Genomic DNA, 21,097 nt, shown 5'->3' on the forward strand with positions numbered 1-21,097 from the left:
TCACTCCTCGGGGTTGTCGATGACCGCGGTCAGAGCGGCCGCCAGGATGGACACCTGCGGTGGGAAGAGTGCCGTCCGGTGGTCGCCGGGGACGCGGTGGACACGCACCCCCGCGGCCTGCCGCCGCCACTGGTCCAGGTAGTCGTCGAACGACCGGCCGAGAATGGTCTGGTAGCCGCCCGCGGCGAGCTCCTCGCAAACGATCAGGTCGACCGTGCCCGGATAGGCGGCGAAACGGTAGCGGGAGCGGGCCTCCAGCATCTCCCGCCAGGAGCGCAGCCAGTGCGTCCAGCCCTCGCCGAGGTCGAGGTCCGCACCGTCGACCAGCAGGTCGCCGTCGTCGATCACCTCGCGCAGCACGCCCATGATCTCGGCGCGCGCCTCCTCGCCGCCCGCACCGTCCCGAAGGTCCGCGAGAAGCCCCTCGGCCCGGCGCAGCACCTCCAGGTTGGCCAGGAGCGGGTTGACCCCGGCCGAGGCGTATTCGAACGGGTCGATCAGGATCAGCCGGGGCCGTTCACCGATCTCGTGGAGCCGGCGGGCCATCTCCCAGGCGATACCGCTGGAGGCGCACCAGCCGAGGATGTGGTACGGGCCCTGTGGCCGTGCCGCCCGCAGTTCCGCCAGGTAGGTGGCCGCGATCTCCGGCACGCTCGTGGCGTGACCGTGGTCGCCGTGCAATCCGGGCCACTCGAAGGCCGCCAGGGGTCGTTCCGGCGCGTACACGTCGGCGAGATGCCGGTACCAGTGGGCGCTCCCGCCACCGGGGTGGACGCAGAACAGCGGCGTGCCCTCGCCCCGGTCGTTGAGCCAGAGCAGCACCGACGGCCTCTCCCGCTCCGTCGCGGCGGCGGCCGCCAGACCGCGTACCGTGCGGTGTTCCAGGAAGTCGCGGAAGGTCACCTCGACGCGGTGCTCCCTGGCCAGCCGGGCGACGATCCGGAGCATGAGGAGCGAGTGGCCGCCCAGCTTGAAGTAGTCGTCGTCGCGGCCCACCCGCTCGACGCCCAGCGCGTCGGCCCACACCTCGGCGATCGCCGTCTCGACCGGGCCGTCCGGCGGCTCGTACCGCGTGGTCACCTTCGGCCGGTCGGAACCGGGCACGGGCAGCGCGGCCCGGTCGACCTTGCCGTTGGCCAGGCGGGGGAAGGACCCCAGGACCACGAAGTGGGTCGGCACCATGTACCCGGGCAGCACCCGGTCGGCGTGGCGGCGCACCTCCTCGACGGCGGCGCCGTCGCGGAGGATCAGGTAGGCGGCGAGCCGCCGATCGCCCTGCGGCCCGGGGACCGGGTGCACCACCACGGCCCGGACGTCCGGGTGGCCGGCGAGGATGTTCTCCACCTCGCCGGGCTCGACCCGGAACCCGCGGATCTTGAGCTGGTGGTCGCGCCGGCCGAGGATCTCGATCCGGCCGCCGCGGTCGCGCCTGCCGATGTCGCCGGTGGCGTACATCCTGCCGCCCGGCTCGGCGGCGAACGGGTCGGGCAGGAACACGTCCGCGGTGGTGGCGGGCCTGCCGAGATAACCTCGGGCCAGCCCGTCGCCACCGACGAAGATCTCTCCGGCCACCCCGTCGAGCACCGGTTCCAGGTCCCGGTCGAGCAGGTACACGGTGGTGTCGGCGGCCGGCACCCAGACGGGCTCGTCATCGGTCATCCGGGTACCGAAGGCGAAGACGGTCGCCTCGCTCGGGCCGTACATGTCCCAGACCTGGGCATCGGTGGCGCGCAGCCGGGTCATCAGGTCGGCGCTCATCGCCTCGCCCCCGGACAGCAGCCGGAATCCGGCGTGCGGGGACCAGCCCGACTCGGTCAGCATCCGCCAGGTGGTGGGCGAGGCCTGCAGGAACCTGGCGCCGCTGCCGCGCAGCAGCCCGGCGAGCGAGACCGGGTCCCGGCCGAGGTCCTCACCGGCCAGAACCAGGTGGCCGCCGTTGGCGAGGGTGGTGAAGACGGCGAGCTGGCACACGTCGGTCACCATCGGCACGACCGCGGCCGCCACGTCGTGGACGGCCAGGCCGAGGTTCCGCCACATCGACCAGACCCGGTCGGCGAGCGCGCCGTGCCGGACCATCACCCCCTTGGGGCGGCCGGTCGACCCGGAGGTGTACACGACGTAGACCAGCTCCTCCGGATCAGGCCGGTGCGGCTCGGCGACCGGCTCGGCGTGATCGATCCGGCCGGGAGTGACCACGACGGCCCCGGCGATCTCGGTGCCGCTCACCACGACCCGCGGCCCGGCGTCGCGCACCAGCGCGGCGATCCGGTCGGCCGGGTGCCCGGGGTCGACGGGGACGTACGCCGCGCCCACGGCGAGGACACCGAGCACGGCCGCCACCAGGTCGGGTTCCCTGGGCAGGCACACCCCGACCAGGTCCCCGGCGCGCACGCCCGCCTCCCGCAGGCCGGCCGCCCAGCGCCAGGCACGGTCGCGCAGTTCCCGGTAGGTCAGCGTGGCACCCGCCGCCTCGACCGCCACCGCGTCGGGGATCCGCGCGGCCTGCTCGGCGAAGAGCTCGTGGACACCCCGGCGCGGCCGGGGCGCCCGGGTCCGGTCCACCCCGCCGGTCAGCAGCCGTTCCCGCTCGCGCGCCGGGAGCAGTGACACACCGGCGTCGCCGTCGAGGTCGGCGATCATCAGGGTCAGCGCCCGCCGGTACATCCGGGCGAGCAGCTCGGCGTACGGGCGCCCGACCCACGACGACTTGGTGGCGATCACCAGCCCCTGGGCGCCCCTCATGACCGCCAGCGGGAACTCGTTCGGGCTGACGTCCGTGCTGCCGGAGGTGTCGACCGTCTCCCGGTCCAGTACGTGGAAGTCGAGGTAGTTGAAAGCCACGTCGAGCACGCGCTGCCCGTCGCCGAACTCGCGCTGCATCTCGGGCAGCGGGAAGCGGCGGTGCGGCCACAGCTCGACCTCCTCGGCGAACACCGCCTCGACCAGCTCACGCCAGGTGGCCGCCCCGGTCGGGGCGACGAAGGGCACCGGGTTGAGGAACATGCCGCGGACCCGGTCCCCGCCCTCGACCTCGGTACGGCCGTTGCACACCAGGCCGCAGTAGAACGGTCCCGGACCGGCGACCGCCCGCCACACGGCGACGTGCGCGGCGAGCAGCACGCTCTTCAGCGACGTCCCCGCCGACGTGGCCACCCGCCGCAGCGCGGCCTCGATGTCGTGGAACGGCACGACCGTCGAGTACGCCCCCGGGCCGTCCGGGTCGGCCCAGGCGGCGGGGATGGTCAGCCGGTTCGCGCCGCCCAGCCGGTCCCGCCAGAACACCCGGTCGGCCTGGCCGGTCAGGCTGCGCCGCTCCTGCGCGATGAAGTCGGCGTACCTGACGGCGCTCGACTCCTCGGCAGGCGTGGGCCGGCCGTCGCGGATCGCCCGGTAGAGGTCGAGCACCTCCGTGATGATCGAGTTGTGGCTCCAGCCGTCCAGGATCGCGTGGCACTCGGTGAGCGAGAGGTACCACCGGTCGTCACCGGCCTGGTGCGCGTGGACGCGCAGCAGCGGTGCCGCGCCGAGGTCGAAGAGCCGTGCGCGCTCCGCCGCCCGGAACGCCGTCATGCTCGCCTCCCGCTCGTCCGGCGACTCCCCGCGCAGGTCCGCGTACCCGACCTCGACCTCCACCCGGTCGTGCACGAGCTGCAACGGCTCGGAGAAGGCCGCCAGGTCGAACGAGGTACGCAGGATGTCGTGCCGGGCCACGACCTCTTCGGTCGCGGCGGCGAACGCCGCGGCGTCGAAGACGCCGTGATCACGGATCAGGTAACTGGTGATGTTGTGATACGGGTTGCCGTCCGGATCGGCCAGCAGCTCGTAGACCATGCCGGCCTGGACCCGCGCCATCGGATAGGCGTCCACCACTCCGGCCGGCACCTTCGCCCGGTCCGCCGCGCCGATCAGCGCGAACGGCGGCGTGCCGGCCCGCTCGACGCGGGTCACGTCGCCGTCGCCCCCCAGGATCAGGTCGGCGATGCTCTGATGCCGGAACAGGCTCTGCACGGAGTAGTCGAGGCCGCCGGCGCGCAGCGCCCCGACGAGGCGGACCGCGCGGATCGAGTCGCCACCGAGCTCGAAGAAGTTGTCGTCCACGCCGACCCGCTCGATGCCGAGCACCTCGGCCCAGATCCCGGCCATCGCCGTCTCCGCCTCGGTCCGCGGCGGGACGTAGCCGTTGCCCTGCTCCTGCCGCGAGCCGTCGGGGGCGGGCAGCGCCCGCAGGTCGACCTTGCCGTTGGCGGTCAGCGGCAGCTTCGGGACGATCACGAAGGCGGCCGGGACCATGTGGCCGGGCAGCCGCTCCACCGCGTACGCGCGCAGCTCCGCCGCGCCGATCCGCGCACTGTCCCTGGGTACGGCGTAGCCGATCAGCCTCCGCTCGCCGGGCACGCTCTCGTCCACGGTGACGACGGCGTCGTCCAGGTCCGGATGGCCGGACAGGCACGCCTCGACCTCACCGAGTTCGATCCGGAACCCGCGGATCTTCACCTGGTCGTCGAGGCGGCCGAGGAAGCCGATGTCGCCGTCCGGCCGCCACCTCGCCCGGTCTCCCGAGCGGTAGAGCCGGGAGCCCGGCGGCCCGAAGGGATCGGGCACGAAGCGGTCCGCGGTGAGCGCGGGACGGCCGAGGTAGCCGCGGGCGACGCCGGCGCCGCCCACGTGGAGCTCGCCCGGCACGCCGACCGGCACCGGACGCATCCGCCCGTCGAGCACGTGCAGGGTGAGGTCGCCGAGGGGCCGCCCGATCGGGCTGCGCTCCCCCGCCAGATCGGGCGGGCCGAGGGGCCGGTAGGTGACGTGCACGGTCGTCTCGGTGATGCCGTACATGTTGACGAGCCTCGGCCGGTCGGCGCCGTACCTGTCCCACCAGGGTTCCAGCATGCCGACGTCGAGCGCCTCCCCGCCGAAGATCACCAGGCGGAGCCGGAGCCGGTCGAGGGCGGCCTCACCGCGCCTGGCCAGATCGACCAGCGAGCGGAACGCCGACGGCGTCTGGTTGAGCACGGTCACGCCCTCGTCGGCGAGGAGCACGGCCAGGTCCCAGGGCGAGCGCGACACCTCGTAGGGGACGACGACGAGGCGTCCGCCGTACAGGAACGCGCCCCACATCTCCCAGACCGAGAAGTCGAAGGCGTAGGAGTGGAACAGCGCCCAGACGTCGTCCGGGCCGAAGCCGTAGTCGTCCTCGGTCACGGTGAACAGGCGGACCGCGTTGGCATGGGTCACCTGGACACCCTTGGGGCGGCCCGCGGACCCGGAGGTGTAGATGACGTAGGCGAGATCGTCGGGGTGCGTCCGGAGCGCGGGCGCCTCGGCGGGCAGCGCCGCGATGCGGTCGATCTCATCGGCGTCGTCCAGATACAGGCTGCGCCCGGACACCCGTTCCGCCAGCGCGGTCTCGGTGACCACCACGGAGGCGGCGGCGTCACGGACCAGGAAGTCGATCCGCTCGGCCGGGTGATCCGGATCGAGCGGCAGGTAGGCCGCCCCGGCCTTGACCACCGCGAGGACGGTGACCAGCATGTCGACGCCGCGCGGCAGGCAGATCCCCACGAGGTCCTCGCGGCCCACGCCGAGTTCCGCCAGCCGGTGCGCCAGCCGGTTGGCCCTGGCCTCCAGGTCGGCGTAGCTCAGGTGCCGGCCGTCGAAGGTCACCGCGATCGCGCCGGGCCGCTCCCGTACCCGGGCGGCGAAGCGCTCATGCAGGCAGGGCTCGCCGGTCGTCTCTGAGCTCGGCGGGACGACCGGCCCGCGGACCAGCCGATCGAGCTCCGCGGCACCCATCAGCGGCAGCTCGCTCACCCGCGTCCCGGGGTCGGCGACGGCCGCGCCGAGCAGGCGGACGTAGTGCCCGGCCATCCGCCGCGCCGTGTCCGGGTCGAGCAGCGCGCGCGCGACGGTGGCCTCGCCCGCGACCGAACCGTCCGGCCGCTCCTCCAGCGTCCAGCTCAGGTCGAACTTGGCCTGTCGCGCCAGGACCGGGACCAGCTCGCCGGAGACCGCTCCGGCCTCGAAGCTCAGCGGTTCGTTGTTCTGCAGGGTCAGGTTGACGCTGACCAGCGGGTGGGTGGACAGGTCCCGGCCGGCCGCCAGCGCGTTGACGACGCGCTCGAACGGGACGTCCTGGCGGGCGAAGGCGTCAAGGGCCGTACCGCGGGCACGATCGAGCAGCTCGGCGAACGTCGGGTCGCCGGACAGGTCGGCTCGCAGCACGAGCAGGTTGGCGAACAGGCCGATCAGGTCGTGCGTCTGCGCGCGGGTCCGGCCGGCCACCGGGCTGCCGACGGCGAAGTCGGCCTGGCCGGTGTACCGGTGCAGCAGCGACCAGAACGCCGCCAGGTAGACCATGAAGGGCGTGGCCTGGTGCTCCCTGGCCAGCACCCGGACCTGATGCCCGATCTCGGCGGGGAGGTCGAACCGGACGGTCTCCCCCGCCGGGTCCCACACCACCGGGCGCGGCCGGTCCGTCGGCAGTTCCAGCGCCGGCAGGTCACGGAGGGTCTCCGCCCAGTGGCCGAGGTCGCGTTCCAGCCGTTCACCGGAGAGCTGGTCGCGCTGCCAGGCCGCGAAGTCGGCGTACCGCAACCCGGGCGCGGGCGGTTCCTCGCCGGTGGCCAGCGCGGCCAGCTCGCGTACCAGCAGGCCGCCCGACCAGCCGTCGACGGCGATGTGGTGCAGCATGAGGACCAGTACGTGTTCCTCGGGTGCCAGCCGTACCAGCCTGGCGCGCAGCATCGGACCCGCGGCGAGGTCGAACGGCGTGCCGGTCTCGGCTTCCAGGAGGGCGTCGAACTCGGCCGGGGTGAGGTCGTCGAAGGCCAGATCCACCTTGCCCGGCGGGTCGATCGTCTGGATCGGTTCGGCGTCGGGCCCTTCGGTGGTGTAGCGGGTGCGCAGGATCTCGTGGCGACGTACCAGTTCGTCGAGGGCCGCGCCCAGATCGACGCCGGAGAGGTCACCGCGCAGCCGGATCACCAGCGGCACCAGGTAGTCGGTGCCGCCCGGGCGGAGCCGGTCCAGCACCCAGAGCTGCCGCTGCGCGAAGGAGAGCGGCGGCGGAACGTCGGAGGGCATGACCGGGATGGCGCCCTCCCGCCCCGCCGCACGCCGGGAACGCAGGCGATCCCTCAGCAGCCCGGCGCCCGCGCTCGTCTCCGGCTTGGTCACGTCAGTGCTCATCGTCTCTTCCCTCGTACGATGTGGGGGCGGCGGCCTCGGCCAGTCTTTCCAGCGCGGTGGCCTGCGCGCGGACGGTGGTGGCCTCGAACAGGACGCGTAGCGGGATCTCCAGTCCGAACAGGTCCCGCAGCAGGGCCATCAGGCGGGTGGCGAGCAGCGAGTGGCCACCGAGTTCGAAGAAGTCGTGTGCCACGCCGACAGCGGGCAGGCCGAGCACCTCGGCCCAGGCGGCGGCGATGGCCTCCTCCACCTCGTTGGCAGGCGGGACCGTCTCCTCCGGCGCGAGGGCGGTGCCCGGGTCGGGCACCGGCAGCGCGCGGCGGTCCACCTTCTGGCCCGCGGTCGCGGGTAGCCCGTCCAGCGTCACGAACAGCGCGGGCACCATGTACTCCGGCACCCGGTCGCGCAGGTGGGCACGGAGCTCCGGCGACGACGGCGTGGCGCCGGAGCCGGAGCTGGACCCGGACCTGGAACTGGACCCGGAACTGGACCCGGAACTGGAGCTGGACGTCGGCACGATGTACCCCACCAGCCGGCGGTCGCCCGGCGCGAGTTCCCAGACCGCCGCGGCGGCGGCCTGGACGCCGGGGTGCGCGGCCAGCGCGGTCTCGATCTCGCCGAGCTCGATCCGGAACCCGCGCAGTTTCACCTGGGCGTCGATCCGGCCGATGAACTCGATCACCCCGTCGGGACGGTACCTGACCTGGTCCCCTGTCCGGTACAACCGTTCCCCGGGCTCCGCGCCGAACGGGTCGGGGACGAAACGATCAGCGGTCGGCCCCGGCTGCCGCAGGTACCCCCGGCTGACCCGCGGGCCGCCCAGGCAGAGCTCGCCGACCACGCCGACGGGCACCGGGTTGAACGCCGCGTCCACCACGTAGGCCCGGGTGCCCGGCAGCGGGCGGCCGATCGGCAGGCCCGCGTCCGGGGCGGCGGCGGCCACCTCGGCCGGGGTCACGGAATGGCACAGGCTGCCGATGGTGGCCTCGGTCGGGCCGTACACGCAGAGGAACCTGGCGGGCAGACCTGTGGCCAGCCAGAGCCGGGCGTCCTGGTAGCCGACCGCCTCGCCGCCGACGGCCAGCACGCGCAGCGCGGCCGGCCTCGGGTCGCCGGGCCGGATGCCGGTCATCACGTCGCGGTAGTAGGTGGCCGCGAGCGCGACGTGGGTCACCCCGGTCTCGGCCAGCAGGTCCGGCAGGTCGGCGGGGGCGACGACGCCGGTGTCGCCGATCACCACGGTGGCGCCCGCCAGCAGGGTGGCGCCCATCTGCGCCATGGCCGGGTCGAAGATGAGCGGCGCGTGCAGCAGCACCCTGTCCCCGGGGCGGATGTCGTGCGCGTCCGCGTGGACGCGGCAGTGGTGGGTGTACGCGCCGTGCGGGACGACGACCGCCTTCGGCCGGCCGGTCGAGCCCGAGGTGTAGATCATGTACGCGGCGTGCCCGGGGTCCCCGGGTGGGAGGTCGACGAGTGGGAGGTCACCGGGTGGCGCGTCTTCCGCCTCACCGACCACGAGGATCGGGACCGAGCCGGAGAGAGGGCCGGAGAGAGGGCCGGAGAGGGGGCCGGGGAGGGAACTCGGCCGATGGTCGGTGAGCACCACCGCGGGCCGCAGGTCGCCGAGCATCGCCGCCAGGCGTTCGGCGGGTTGCGCGGTGTCCAGCGGCACGTACACCCCGCCCGCCCGCAGCACGGCCAGCAGCGCGGTCACCGCCGCCGGTGACCGGTCCAGGTAGACGGCCACCGGGTCCTCGGGGCGCACCCCCGCGGCGTGCAGCCGCCTGGCCAGCGCGGCGGCCCGGCCGTCCAGCTCGGCGTAGCTCAGGCGCTCGCCGGCGTACTCGACCGCGGGCGCGTCCGGGGTGCGGGCGGCCTGGGCGGCGAACGCCTCGTGCAGGGATTCGTGCGTGATCGGCGTGGCCCGCGGGTTCCAGTCCCGCAGCAGCCGCCCGCGCTCGGCGGGGTCCAGCATGTCGAGGCGGCTGACGGGCCGGTCCGGTGCCAGCGCCGCCGACTCCACCAGGGTCCGGAAATGTCCGGCGAGACGGCGGATCGTCGCCTCGGCGAACAGGTCCGTCGCGTACTCCAGCTCGGCCAGATAGCCGCCATCGGTGCCGGCGACGAGGCCGAAGGTGAGATCGAACTTGGCCGTGGCCCGCTCGACGGCGACCGGCCGCACGTCGAGCCCCGTCAGGCGCGGCGGCTCAGGCGCCTGCTCGCGCAGCCCGAACGTGACGTCGCACAGCGGGGAACGGGACAGGTCCCGCTGCGGGGCCAGCCCCTCCACCAACCGGTCGAAGGGCAACTCGTCGTGGCTGAAGGCGTCCAGCGCGCTCTCCCTGACCCGGCCGATCAGGGTCGTCACCGTCGGATCGCCGGCCAGGTCCACCCGCACCACGACGGTGTTGACGAAGAACCCGACGACATCGTCCAGTTCCGCCTGGCCACGACCGGCGACGACCGTGCCGATCGCCACGTCGGTGGCACCGGTGTAGCGGCCGAGCATCGCGGCGAACACGCTCAGGAAGGTCATGAACGCGGTCGCGCCATGCCGCCGGCCGAGCGCCAGCAGCGGCTGCGCGACCTCGGCGGGGATGTCGCAGGTGACGGTCGCGCCGCGGCCCCGGCGTACCGGCGGCCGGGGCCGGTCGGCGGGCAGTTCCAGCGGCTGCAGTCCGGCCAGCCGATCGCGCCAGTGAGCCAGCTCACGGTCCAGCACGTCGCCGGTCAGCTGGGAGCGCTGCCAGGACGCGTAGTCGGCGTACTGCAGCGGGGGTGGCCCGAGCACCGTCGGCCGGCCCTGCACCCGGGCCTCGTAGAGCTCGGAGAGCTCGCGCGCCATGATCTGCTCGGACCAGGCGTCGGCGACGATGTGGTGCATGACCAGCAGGAACACATGCTCCCGGGCGCCGAGCCTGATCAGGTAGGGCAGCGCGGGCACCTGCCCGGCCAGGTCGAAGGGCCGCTCGGCGAGCGAGCGGACGAGCGCGGTCACCCGTTCTGAGTCCGCTCCGGACAGGTCGATGACCGGCAGCGGAACGGGCGCGGCCGGATCCACGATCTGGGCCGCGCCGCCGTCCTGCCCGGTCACGTAACGGGTGCGCAGGGCGCCGTGCCGGGCGAACAGTCCGGTCAGCGCGCCGGCCAGGGCGTCGTCGTCCAGCTGCCCGGACAGCCGGAACGCCCAGGTCACGTGATACTGGCCGCCCTGGTCGAGGAGATCGAGGAACCACAGTCGCTGCTGGGCGAAGGAGAGCGGGACCGGTCCGGCCCGCCGTTCCGCGTCCAGCGGGACGATCTCCCCGGCGGCCTGGACGCCGAGGCCGTCGACCCTGGCCGCCAGCGCGGCGGCGGTGCGGTCCTCGAACACGGCGCGGACCGGCAGGGCGACGCCGAACGCGGCCCGCAGCCGGGCCGCGATCCGGATCGCCAGCAGGGAGTGGCCGCCCAGGTCGAAGAAGTCGTCGCCCGTCCCGACCACGTCGAGCCCGAGCACCTCGGCCATCACATCCGTCACGATCTTCTCGGCCGGGGTGCGCGGCGCTGCGGGGACGGCCCGGCCGGCCTGCCGGACGCCGTCCGGGTCGGGCAGCGCGGCTCGGTCGATCTTGCCGCTGGAGGTCCGCGGCAGGCGGTCCACGGTGCGGAGCACCGAGGGCACGTACGGCTCGGGCAGCCGCGCGAGCAGGAACTCGCGAATCTCCCGCTGCTCCGGCGCGTCTCCCCGCGCCACCAGGTAGCCGACCAGCCGGGGCAGGCCGTCGGGTCCCCGCCTGGCCTCGACCACGGCCGCGGCGAGCGCGGGATGCCGGGACAGCACGACCTCGACCTCGTCCAGCTCGATCCGGACACCGCGGATCTTGACCTGGCGGTCGGCCCGGCCGAGGAACTCCAGCGCGCCGTCCGTCCTGCGGCGCACCACGTCGCCGGTGCGGTAGGCGCGGGCACCCGGCGGCCCGTACGGGTCGGGTACGAACCGGTCGGCGGTCAGTCCCGGCCTGCCGAGGTAGCCGCGGGCCAGCCCGTCCCCCGCGGCGTGCAGCTCGCCCGGCGTGCCGACCGGGGCGAGCCTGCCGTCCGGCGTGTAGACGACCGTGCGGGTGTTGTCCAGCGGCCTGCCGATCGGCACGATGCCGGGCCCGTCACCGGATCCGTCATCCGGCTCGTACTGCCACGCGGTCACGTCGATCGAGCATTCGGTCGGGCCGTAGGTGTTGACCAGCGCCGTCCCCAGCCGGGTGGACAGGCGGGCGGCGAGCTCGCCGGGCAGCGGCTCGCCGGCCGAGAAGAGCAGGCGGAGCGTGCCGCAGCGTTCCAGGCCCGGCTCGTCGGCGAGCGTCCGCAGGAAGGAGGGGACGCCCTGAAGCACGGTGATCCGGTCCCGGACCAGCGCCTCGACCATGCTCGCCGGGTCGCGCTCGGTCCCGTCCGGCGGGAGCACCACGGTGCCACCGGACACCAGCGGCCCGAGGAACTCCCAGACGGAGGCGTCGAACGTGACCGACGTCTTCTGCAGGAGCCGGTCCGAGGCGCCGAGCCCGTGCTCGTGGACCGTCCACAGCACCCGGTTGCGGATGCCGCGGTGCGGTACGGCCACCCCCTTGGGCCGGCCGGTGGAGCCGGAGGTGTACATGACGTACGCCAACCCGTCCAGGTCGGTGCCGACCGGTGCGGATTCGCCGGGGCTGCCGTCGATGCCGGCCCGCTCGGCGGCCAGGCTCAGCACCGGCGTGCCGTGGCCGCTCGCCGGAGACGGCTCGGCGTCGACGACGACCAGCCGCACCCGGCTGTCCTGGAGCATCCAGGACAGCCGGTCGGCCGGGTGGGCGGGGTCGAGCGGGAGGTAGGCCGCTCCGGCGCGCAGCACCCCGAGCAGCGCCACGACCAGCTCCGGTCGCCGGGGCAGGCAGACGCCCACGACGTCGTCACGGCGGATGCCGGCGGCCCGCAGGTGGTGGGCGAGCCGGTTGGCGGCGGAGTCCAGGTCACCGTAGGTGAGCGCGGCTCCGTCGCACTCCACCGCGACCCGGCCGGGGGCCAGGGCCGCCTGGCGGGCGACCAGTTCGGGCAGGCCGAGGTCGGGCCTGCTCCGGACGGGGCCACCGGCGCCGGCGGTGAGCGCGTGCCGCTCCGCGTCGTCGAGCGGCTCCAGCTCCCCGAGCGCGCCGTCCGGCCGGGCCGCCGCCGACTCCAGCAGGGTCAGGTAGTGGCGGGCGAGCCGGTCGGCGGTGGCCCGGTCGAAGAGCGCGGTCGCGTACTCGATCTCGCCGGTCAGGCCGCCGTCGGCACGCCGGGTCAGCTCCACGGTGAGGTCGAACTTCGCGGTACGCCACGGCACCGGCTCGGGCGAGACGTCCAGCCCCGGCAGCCGGAACCGCTCCTCTCCCTCCTCCCGGAACGCGAAGAGCAGCTGGAACAGCGGGTGCCGGGACAGGTCGCGGCTCGGTGCCAGCTCCTCCACCAGCCGCTCGAACGGCAGCTCGTCATGCTGGTACGCCTCGGCGACGACGTCCTGGACGCGGCCGAGCAGCGTGCCGAACGACGGGTCTCCGGTGAGGTCGGCGCGCATCACGACAGTGTTGACGAAGAAGCCGATCAGCCCCTCGACCTCGGCGGAGTCGCGGCCGGACAACGGCACGCCGACCGCCAGGTCCCTCCGCCCGGTGTGGCGGGCGAGCAGCGCGTAGAACCCCGCCAGGTAGGTCGTGAACGGGGTGGCTCCGGCCCGCCTGCCGAGCTCCTCCAGCGCCCCGGCCAGCGTGGGCGGCACGTCGAAGCGGAGGACCGCCCCGCGATGGTCGCCGACCGGGGGACGGGGCCGGTCGGTGGGCAGTTCGGTCGGCTCCAGACCGGCGAGCCTGCCGCGCCAGTGCGCCAGTGCGCCGTCCAGCGCCTGCCCGGCGAACCGCTCGCGCTGCCAGGCGGCGAAGTCGGCGTACTGCAGAGCCGGCTCCGGCAGGTCCCGGCCCAGGTAGGCGTCCGCCAGCTCGGTCGCGAGGATGCCGCTCGACCAGCCGTCGGTGGCGATGTGGTGGGTCACCAGGACCAGGACGTGCTCGTCCGTACCGGCTCGCACCAGCCGGACGCGCAGGACGGGACCGCGCGCCAGGTCGATCGGCGTGGCCAGTTCCGCTTCGAGGACCGTGGCCGGGTCCGCGTTCTCGGCGACCGGGCGGAGCCGCGGCGGCGGGTCGACGACCTGCACGGGCTCGCCGTCGGAGCCCGCGACGTAGCGGGTGCGGAGGATCTCGTGCCGCTCGGCCACCCTGGTCAGTGCCCGCCCGAGCCCGTCCACGTCGAGCTCTCCGCGCAGCCGCAGCGCGGTCACCACGAGGTACTCCGTCCCGCCCGGACGCAACTGGTCCAGGACCCACAGGCCGCGCTGCGCGAAGGAGAGCGGCAGCGGGCCGGACCTGTCCGCGGGGGTGACAGGTGAGGAGGGGGTGGTCGCCTGCGGCGTCTCCGGCTGCCGCGCCCCGGCGGACGCCCCGAACATCTCCTCCGTCTGGGCGCGCACCCGGGCGGCGACGAGGTCCGCGAGGGTGGCCACGGTCGGCGCGGCGAACACGTCCCGCACCGAGACCGGCACCGGGAACCGCTCGCGCAGCCGGGCCGCCACCCGGGTGGCGAGCAGCGACTGCCCGCCGAGGTCGAAGAAGCGGTCGTGCCGGCCGACCCGGCCGGCTCCGAGCACCTCGGCCCACACCTCGGCGATCGCCCGCTCCGCCGGAGTGGCGGGCGCGGTGTAGGTCTCCGCGCCGCCCAGCGGGGCCAGGCCGGGCAGCGCCCGGCGGTCGAGCTTGCCGTTGCCGAGCAGCGGCAGCTCGGCGAGGGTCCCCCACAGGGTGGGCACCAGGTGACCGGGGAGCCGCTCGGCCAGGTAGGTCCGCAGCTCGGAGAGCGGCACGCCGGGGCCCGCCGGGAGGATGTGGGCGGCCAGCCTCGGGTTGCCCGGGTCGGACCGGTCGGCGACCACCGCGGCGGCGCGGACGGCCGGATGCTCGGCCAGGACGCCCTCGATCTCACCGGGCTCGACCCGGAAACCGCGAATCTTGATCTGCTGGTCCGCGCGGCCCAGGAAGACCAGGGTGCCGTCGGGTCGCTGCCGGGCGAGGTCGCCGGTCCGGTAGAGGCGCGCTCCGGGCTCGGTCGCGTGCGGATCCGGTACGAAGCGGTCCGCGGTGAGGCGCGGGCTGCCGAGGTAGCCCTGGCCGACACCGCGCCCGCCGACGTAGATCTCGCCGGCCACGCCGGGCGGCACCGCGCGCATGACGTCGTCGAGCAGACAGACGGTGGCGCCGGGGATCGGCCGGCCGATCGGGACCGGACCCGGCACCGTCTCACCCGCGGGCACGACGTGCACGCAGCAGGCGACGGCGGTCTCGCTCGGACCGTAGCTGTTGACGATCCGGGTCGCCGGGGCATGCGCGGACCACACGGCGAGCTGCTCGCCGCGCAGTTCCTCGCCGCCGACCACCAGGCACCTGGCCGTGCCGGCCAGCACGTCGGCGGGGAGCGTCCCGGCCAGCAGGTCCAGGTGGGTCGGGGTCAGCTTGACGACGCCGTAGGGGCCGTCGGCCGGCGCCCGCGCCAGCTGCTCGACGCCGGCCGGGTCCTCGTCCACCAGCCGCACCGGGGCTCCGGCGGCCAGCGTCGGGTAGAGCGAGGTGAGGGCCAGGTCGTAGGCGATGGAGGTGTGCAGCGGCGATCCCACACCGTCACCCGGCCGCAGTTCCGCACAGGCCCAGCGGGTGTAGCCGGCCAGGCCGCCGTGGGTGACCATGGCCCCCTTGGGGCGACCGGTGGATCCCGAGGTGTAGACCACGTACGCCAGGTCGTCCGGGTGCGGCCGGACGTCCGGCGCGGTCGGCGGGCAGGCCCGTATCCCGGCCCGCTCGGCCGGGTCGTCCAGCGCCACCAGCCGGACTCCCGCGGGGAGCGGCGGAGCGGCGTCGGCGGTCGCGATCAACAGCGGCGCGGCGGAGTCCGCCAGCGCCTGTGCCAGGCGCTCGGCCGGATGGGCGGGGTCGAGCGGGATGTAGGCCGCCCCGGATTTGAGCACGGCCAGCAGCGCGACGACGAGGTCGGCGGTTCTCGGCAACCGGACCGCGACGAGCGTGCCGCGGCGGGCGCCGAGCGCGCGGAGGTGGCCGGCCAGCCGGTTGGCCTCGCGGTTCAGTTCGGGGTAGGTGAGGGTGGTTCCGCCGCCGGTGACGGCGACCCCCTCGGTGACGGCCGCGCGGGCCGCGATCAGCTCCGGCACGGTGCCGGAGTCGTCCGGCACCGGCTCGCCCACCAGGACGGGCGCCGCGGCCTCCGCGCCGGTGAGCAGCGGCAGCCGCCGCACGGGTGTGTCCGGCGCCGCGACGGCCGCCCGCAGCAGCCGCACGTAGTGGCCGGCGAAGCCCGCCACCGACGAGGCGTCGAAGAGCGCGGACGCGTACTCGATCCGGCCGTCCAGGCCGCCGTCCGGCCGCCGCGTCAGATGGCAGCCCAGATCGAACTTGGCGCCCGGCAGGTCGGGGGGTTCCACGCCGGGCGGGCGGGCCGCCGCCTCGTGCGTCGCGAACATGATCGAGAACAGCGGGTTGCGGGACAGGTCGCGCTGCGGCGCGAGCTCCTCGACGACCAGCTCGAACGGCACCTCTGCGTGCGCGTATCCGGCCGTGGCGCTCTCCCGGACCTCCGCCAGCAGGTCGGTGAAGGTGGCCCGGTCGGCGAGAGTCGCCCGTACCACGACGGTGTTGACGAAGAGGCCGACGAGATCGTCCAGCTCGGGCCGGTTCCGCGCGGAGACCGGCACGCCGACGGCCAGGTCGGTCTGGCCGGTGTAGCGGGCCAGGATCGCGAGGAAGCCGGCCAGCAGCGTGATGGACGGCGTCGCCCCGTGGCCGCCGCCGAGCTCGTCGAGGCGGGCCGCCGTCTCCGGCGGTACGGCGAACCTGACCGTACCGGCCCTCGGGTCGCGGACCGCGGCGCGCGGCCGGTCGGCCGGCAGCTCGGTCGGCTCCATCCCGGCCAGCCGCTCCCGCCAGAACCCCAGCTCCCGCTCGACGAGCTCGGCGGACCCCGCCATGCGGTCGCGCTGCCAGATCGCGTAGTCGGCGTACTGGACCGGGAGCGGCGGCAGCGGCCTGCCCTCCAGTGCCGCGACCAGCTCGCCGGCGAGCACCTCGTGCGACCGGTCGTCGGTCGCGATGTGGTGCAGCGTGAACAGCACGGTGTGCTCGCCGCCGGGCCCGCGGACCACGCGGACCCGGACCGGCGGGGCCGCGGACAGGTCGAAGGGGCGGGTCATCTCCTCGGCGAGCACCTGCCGGGGGTCGCCGTCCTCGATCCGCGCCAGGACCGGCCCGGCCGGCTCGACGACCTGCGCCGGCTCGCCGTCGCCCTCGGCCGGGTAGCGGGTGCGCAGGATCTCGTGACGTTCGAAGAGCCCGGTCAGCGCGGCGCGCAGCCGGTCGGGGTTCAGCGGGCCCGGCACCCTTACCGCGAGGGGCTCCAGGTAGGAGGTGCCCTCCGGGTCGAGCTGGTGCAGGAACCACATCCGCCGCTGCGCGAACGAGAGCGGTGAGGGACCGGTCCGCGACGCGACCGGCACCGGTGGGAGGGCGCGGCCGGCGGTCTCCAGCCGCGCGGCGAGACGCTCGACGGTACGGGCCTCGAACAGCGCGGAGACCGGCAGCTCGACCCCCCGTTCGGCGCGCAGGCGGCCGAGCACGAGATTGGCCGAGAGCGAGTGCCCGCCCAGGGCGAAGAAGTCCGCCTCGGCGTCGGCCACCGGACGCTCCAGCACCTCCGCGAACGCCGCCGCCACCGCGCGTTCCGCGGGCGTCCCCGGCTCGCGTTCCGCGGGCGTCCCCGGCTCGCGTCCCGCGGGCGTCCCCGGCTCGCGTCCCGCGGTGACCGCGGGGGCGGGCATCGCCCGCAGGGCCACTCGGTCGATCTTTCCGTTGGGCGTCGTGGGGAACTCCGCCACCGCGAGGAAGTCCGCCGGGATCAGGTACGGCGGGAGCAGCCGCGCGCAGTGCAGGTGCAGTTCCCGCGCGGAGGGCGGCGCGGCCGGGTCGACCGGCTGAACGTGGGCGACGAGGCGCGGTCCGGTACCGGCCTCGATCGCCTGGACCACCGCGAACCGCACCCCCTCGTGCGCCGCCAGCACGCCCTCGACCTCGCCCGGCTCGACCCGGTGTCCGCGAATCTTGATCTGGTCGTCGGTGCGGCCGAGGATCTCGATCCTGCCGTCCGGGTGCCGCCGGGCGACATCGCCGGTGCGGTACAGCCGTCCACCCGGCACCGTGCCGTAGGGGTCGGGGACGAACCTGTCGGCGGTCAGCGCCGGCCTGCGGTGGTAGCCGACCGCGACGCCGTCGCCGCCGATGCACAGCTCTCCGCTCGCCCCGGTGGGCACCGGGTTCAGTCCGTCGTCCAGGACGTGCAGCGTCGTGTTGGCCACCGGGGCGAAGTCGCGCACCTCGCCGTCCTTCAGGAACGCGACCGACGACCACACGGTCGTCTCGGTCGGCCCGTACAGGTCCCACAGCCGCGCGCCGGCCGCGCACAGGCGGCGCGCGAGCTCGGCGGGCAGCCGCTCGCCGCCGCAGAGCGCGGTGAACCCGGCGGGCGGGCTCCAGCCGCCGTCGAGCAGCAGCCGCCAGGTCGTCGGGGTCGCCTGCATCACGGTCGCGCCGATCCTCACCAGCAGGGCGGCGAGCCGCTCCGGGTCGCGGGCGTCCTCGGGCTCGGCGACCACCACGCGCCCTCCGACGACGAGCGGCAGGAACAACTCCAGCGCCGCGATGTCGAACGACACGGTGGTCACGGCCGGGAAGACGGTGCCGGGGGCCAGCCCAGGACGCTCGCGCATGGACCACAGGAAGTTGGTGAGCGCCCGGTGCGAGACCAGCACGCCTTTGGGCCGTCCGGTCGACCCCGAGGTGTAGATGAGATAGGCCGGGTCGTCCGGCGCCACCGCCCGCGGCGCGGGTTCCGGGGACCGCGCGGACCCCAGAGACCCCAGAGACCCCAGAGACCCCAGGGACCCCGGCGACACAGCAGGCTCCGCGAGGTCGTCGATCCGCACCACGGTGGCCGCGTCCACCCCGCCGGCGCCTGAGGTGACCAGCACCCTCGCCCCGGCGTCGTCGAGCACGTAGCGGAGCCGGTCCGCCGGATGGGTGGGATCGAGCGGCAGGTAGGCCGCCCCGGCCAGGTGCACACCGACCAGCGCCGCGACGAGTTCGACGCCGCGCGGCACGGCCACGCCGACCGGTTCACCGGAACGCACGCCGAGCCGCCGCAGGCGGCCGGCGAGGGCACCGGCCAATGCCATGAGCTCCGCGTAGCCGAGCCGCCGGTCGCGGCACTCGACCGCCACCGCGTCCGGCGTCCTGGCCGCCTGTGCCGCGATCAGCTCATGCACCGGAAGCGCGGGGTACGGCTCCGGTGGCATCACCGCCGCGGCCTCCCGGCCCCTCTCCGGAGGGTGGTCCGCTGGCGGCGCGTGCCGTCGCGAAGGGGTGGGATCCACACCGGTCTGGTCAGGCATGCTCATCGTCCCCTCGGGATGGCTCGGCGGATCGTCAGCGAGCCTCGTCGGCCATGCGCAGCCGCAGGCTGAGCGGGCGCATGTCGGTCCAGACCCGCTCGATGTGGTCCAGGCACTCCTGCCGGGTCCCGGAGGCGCCCTCGGCCCGCCAACCGGCGGGCAGCGCACGGTCGGCGAACCAGACCGAGTACTGCTCCTCGTGGTTGACCACGACCAGGTACTTCTCGTCCGCGGACATCTCTCTCCTCAACGGTCGCGTTGTTCCACTTCTCCCGGATCCGCCTCCGGGTCCGTGGAGAAGTCGGGAAGGTGGATCCCGAGCCCCCGCGCCGCGGCCTCGTCCATGACATGGGCGGCGAGGGCGGCGTCGAGGGCGCCGAGCCCGAAAGGCGAGAACACCGTCACGGATCCGGCGTCATAGGGCAGCGCGGTGCCCGGGGCCAGCAGATCGCCGATCTCGGCGGTGACGAATCCCCGGTTCCCGGCCAGCCGCGCGGCCAGGTCGAGCGAGGTCGCCTCGCGGCAGACGTGGTCGGTGTCGTCGACCACGTTCCTGGCCGCCAGGATCGACTCCGGGGTCAGGTCGCGCAGCGACACGTGCAGCACGACGGTGCCCGGCAGGCAGGAGTCCGTGCTCAGGTGCGGCTCGCCGGCGGTGGTGGCGAGGGAGACGATCCGGTGCGCGGCCAGCGCCTCCTCGACGTCGCCGGCGATCTCGACCTTCAGGTCGGGCACCCGGGACGCGAACGCCCGGGCGCGCTCGGTGTCGAGGTCGAACACGGTGACCGTCGCCAGCTCGGGGAGCTGTGACCGCAGGAAGCGGAGGATCTCGAAGTTGATGACCCCGCAGCCGATCAGCGCGACCCCGCTCCGGACGTCGGCGGGAGCGTCGGCGGTGAGCGTGGCCGCGGCCACGGCCGCGCCGGCCGCGGTGCGCCTGGCCGAGACGACCGCTCCCTCCAGCAGCGCCACCGGCCGTCCGTCCGTGACGGAGTTGAGCAGGATCGCGGCCGACGCCCGCTCCAGCCCGAGGGCCAGGTTTCCGGGGAACGACGCCACCCACTTGACTGCCGCGACCGGGCGCTCGCCTCCGACGTAGGCGGGCAGCGCGATGATCCGGTCACGCGTGTTGCCGGGGAAACGCAGGAAGACCGAGTGCGGCACCGAGGTCTCCCGCCGCGAATGGGCCAGGTAGGCGTCCCTGACGGTCCGGCAGACGGCGTCCTCGGCGTCGTCCAGCACCGCCAGCACGTCGCTCCTGCGGAGGATCAGCATGACGTTTGCTCCTTCCAGAGGTGGGCGATGTCGCCGAACCTCTCCTCCACCCAGACGTCGGAGTAGATGGTGTCCAGGTACCGCTCGCCCCGGTCGGGCAGCAGCAGGACGCAGTTGGCGCCGGCCGGGATCTCCGCGAGCCGCTGCGCGACCGCGCTCACCACCGCGCCGGAGGAACCACCGCCCAGGATCGCCTCGACGCCGACCAGCCGCCGGCAGCCGACCACGCAGTCCTGGTCGGTCATCCGGGCCACGGAGTGGGCGATGCCGTCGTAGTACAGCTCCGAACGAATCGCCGCGCCGTGTCCCGGGATGAGCCGTCGGCAGGACGGCTCGCCGAAGATGGCGCTGCCCTCCGCGTCGACGGCGACGATGTGCGTGCCCAGCCCGTGGTCCGCGACGAACCTGGCGCACCCGTGAATGGTGCCGCAGGTCCCGGTGGCCACGAAGAGGTAGTCGACGTCCCCGTCGAGCTGCCGGACGACCTCCTGCATGATCGTTTCCTGGGCGCGGGCGTTGAGCGGGTTGGCGTACTGGTTGGGCCAGAACGCGTGGGGAATGTCGTGGACGAGTTCGCGGACGCGCCGGATCCTGGCGGACAGGAAGTCGCCCATCTCGTTGTCGGGCTCGCGCACGATGTCCAGCTCCGCCCCGTACGCGGCCAGGATCGCCAGGTTCTGGGCGGTCATCTTCGGATCCGCCACGCAGATGAACCGGAGGCCGAACCAGCGACACACCTGCGCGAGCCCGATGCCGAGGTTGCCCGAGCTCGACTCGACGATCGTCGACCGGTTCGGGATGAGCTCGCCGCGTTCGATCGCGCCCAGCACCATGCCCATGGCGGACCGGTCCTTCATGCTGCCGCCCGGGTTCAACGACTCCAGCTTGGCGTGGAACCGGACCGGGGAGTCCCCGAAGAGGCGGGTCAGCCGCACCAGGGGGGTCGCACCGACCGCTGAGAGGACGCCGTCACCGACCCGCGCGTTCACCGCCGGAGTCGTCCGGCCGGGGGGCGCACAGTCGACGGCCTCATATCCTGCGCTCACCGTTCCGCTCCGTCAGGAAATTCAGAAGATATGCTCCGCG

General features: G+C 74.4%; 5 protein-coding genes. All 5 read right to left on the reverse strand.

From position 1 onward, the window contains the following. From OG884_RS14415 to sbnA, 5 genes are read right to left on the reverse strand one after another with little or no spacing between them, the layout of a single operon-like run. Positions 1–7,185 carry a non-ribosomal peptide synthetase gene (locus tag OG884_RS14415; RefSeq protein ID WP_326645851.1) on the reverse strand — a complete coding sequence of 2,395 codons (7,185 nt, stop codon included), beginning with the start codon at positions 7,183–7,185 and terminating at the stop codon, positions 1–3. Further along, positions 7,175–18,736: a non-ribosomal peptide synthetase gene (locus OG884_RS14420; RefSeq protein WP_326645852.1), complete on the reverse strand. Its 11,562-nt coding sequence runs from the start codon at positions 18,734–18,736 to the stop codon at positions 7,175–7,177. Before OG884_RS14420 ends, OG884_RS14415 begins: the two co-directional genes overlap by 11 nt. A gap of 34 nt (positions 18,737–18,770) precedes the next feature. Continuing rightward, complete coding sequence (locus OG884_RS14425; RefSeq protein WP_326645853.1) at positions 18,771–18,974, reverse strand: MbtH family protein; 204 nt, start codon at positions 18,972–18,974, stop codon at positions 18,771–18,773. A gap of 8 nt (positions 18,975–18,982) precedes the next feature. Further along, on the reverse strand, positions 18,983–20,011 hold the full coding sequence (gene sbnB, locus OG884_RS14430; protein WP_326645854.1) for a 2,3-diaminopropionate biosynthesis protein SbnB: 1,029 nt from the start codon (positions 20,009–20,011) through the stop codon (positions 18,983–18,985). After that, positions 20,005–21,057, reverse strand: coding sequence for a 2,3-diaminopropionate biosynthesis protein SbnA (gene sbnA / locus OG884_RS14435; RefSeq protein ID WP_326645855.1), 1,053 nt, complete (start codon positions 21,055–21,057; stop codon positions 20,005–20,007). Before sbnA ends, sbnB begins: the two co-directional genes overlap by 7 nt. Positions 21,058–21,097: the final 40 nt, after the last annotated feature.

It is taken from the genome of Streptosporangium sp. NBC_01755, assembly GCF_035917995.1.
Lineage (GTDB): Bacteria > Actinomycetota > Actinomycetes > Streptosporangiales > Streptosporangiaceae > Streptosporangium.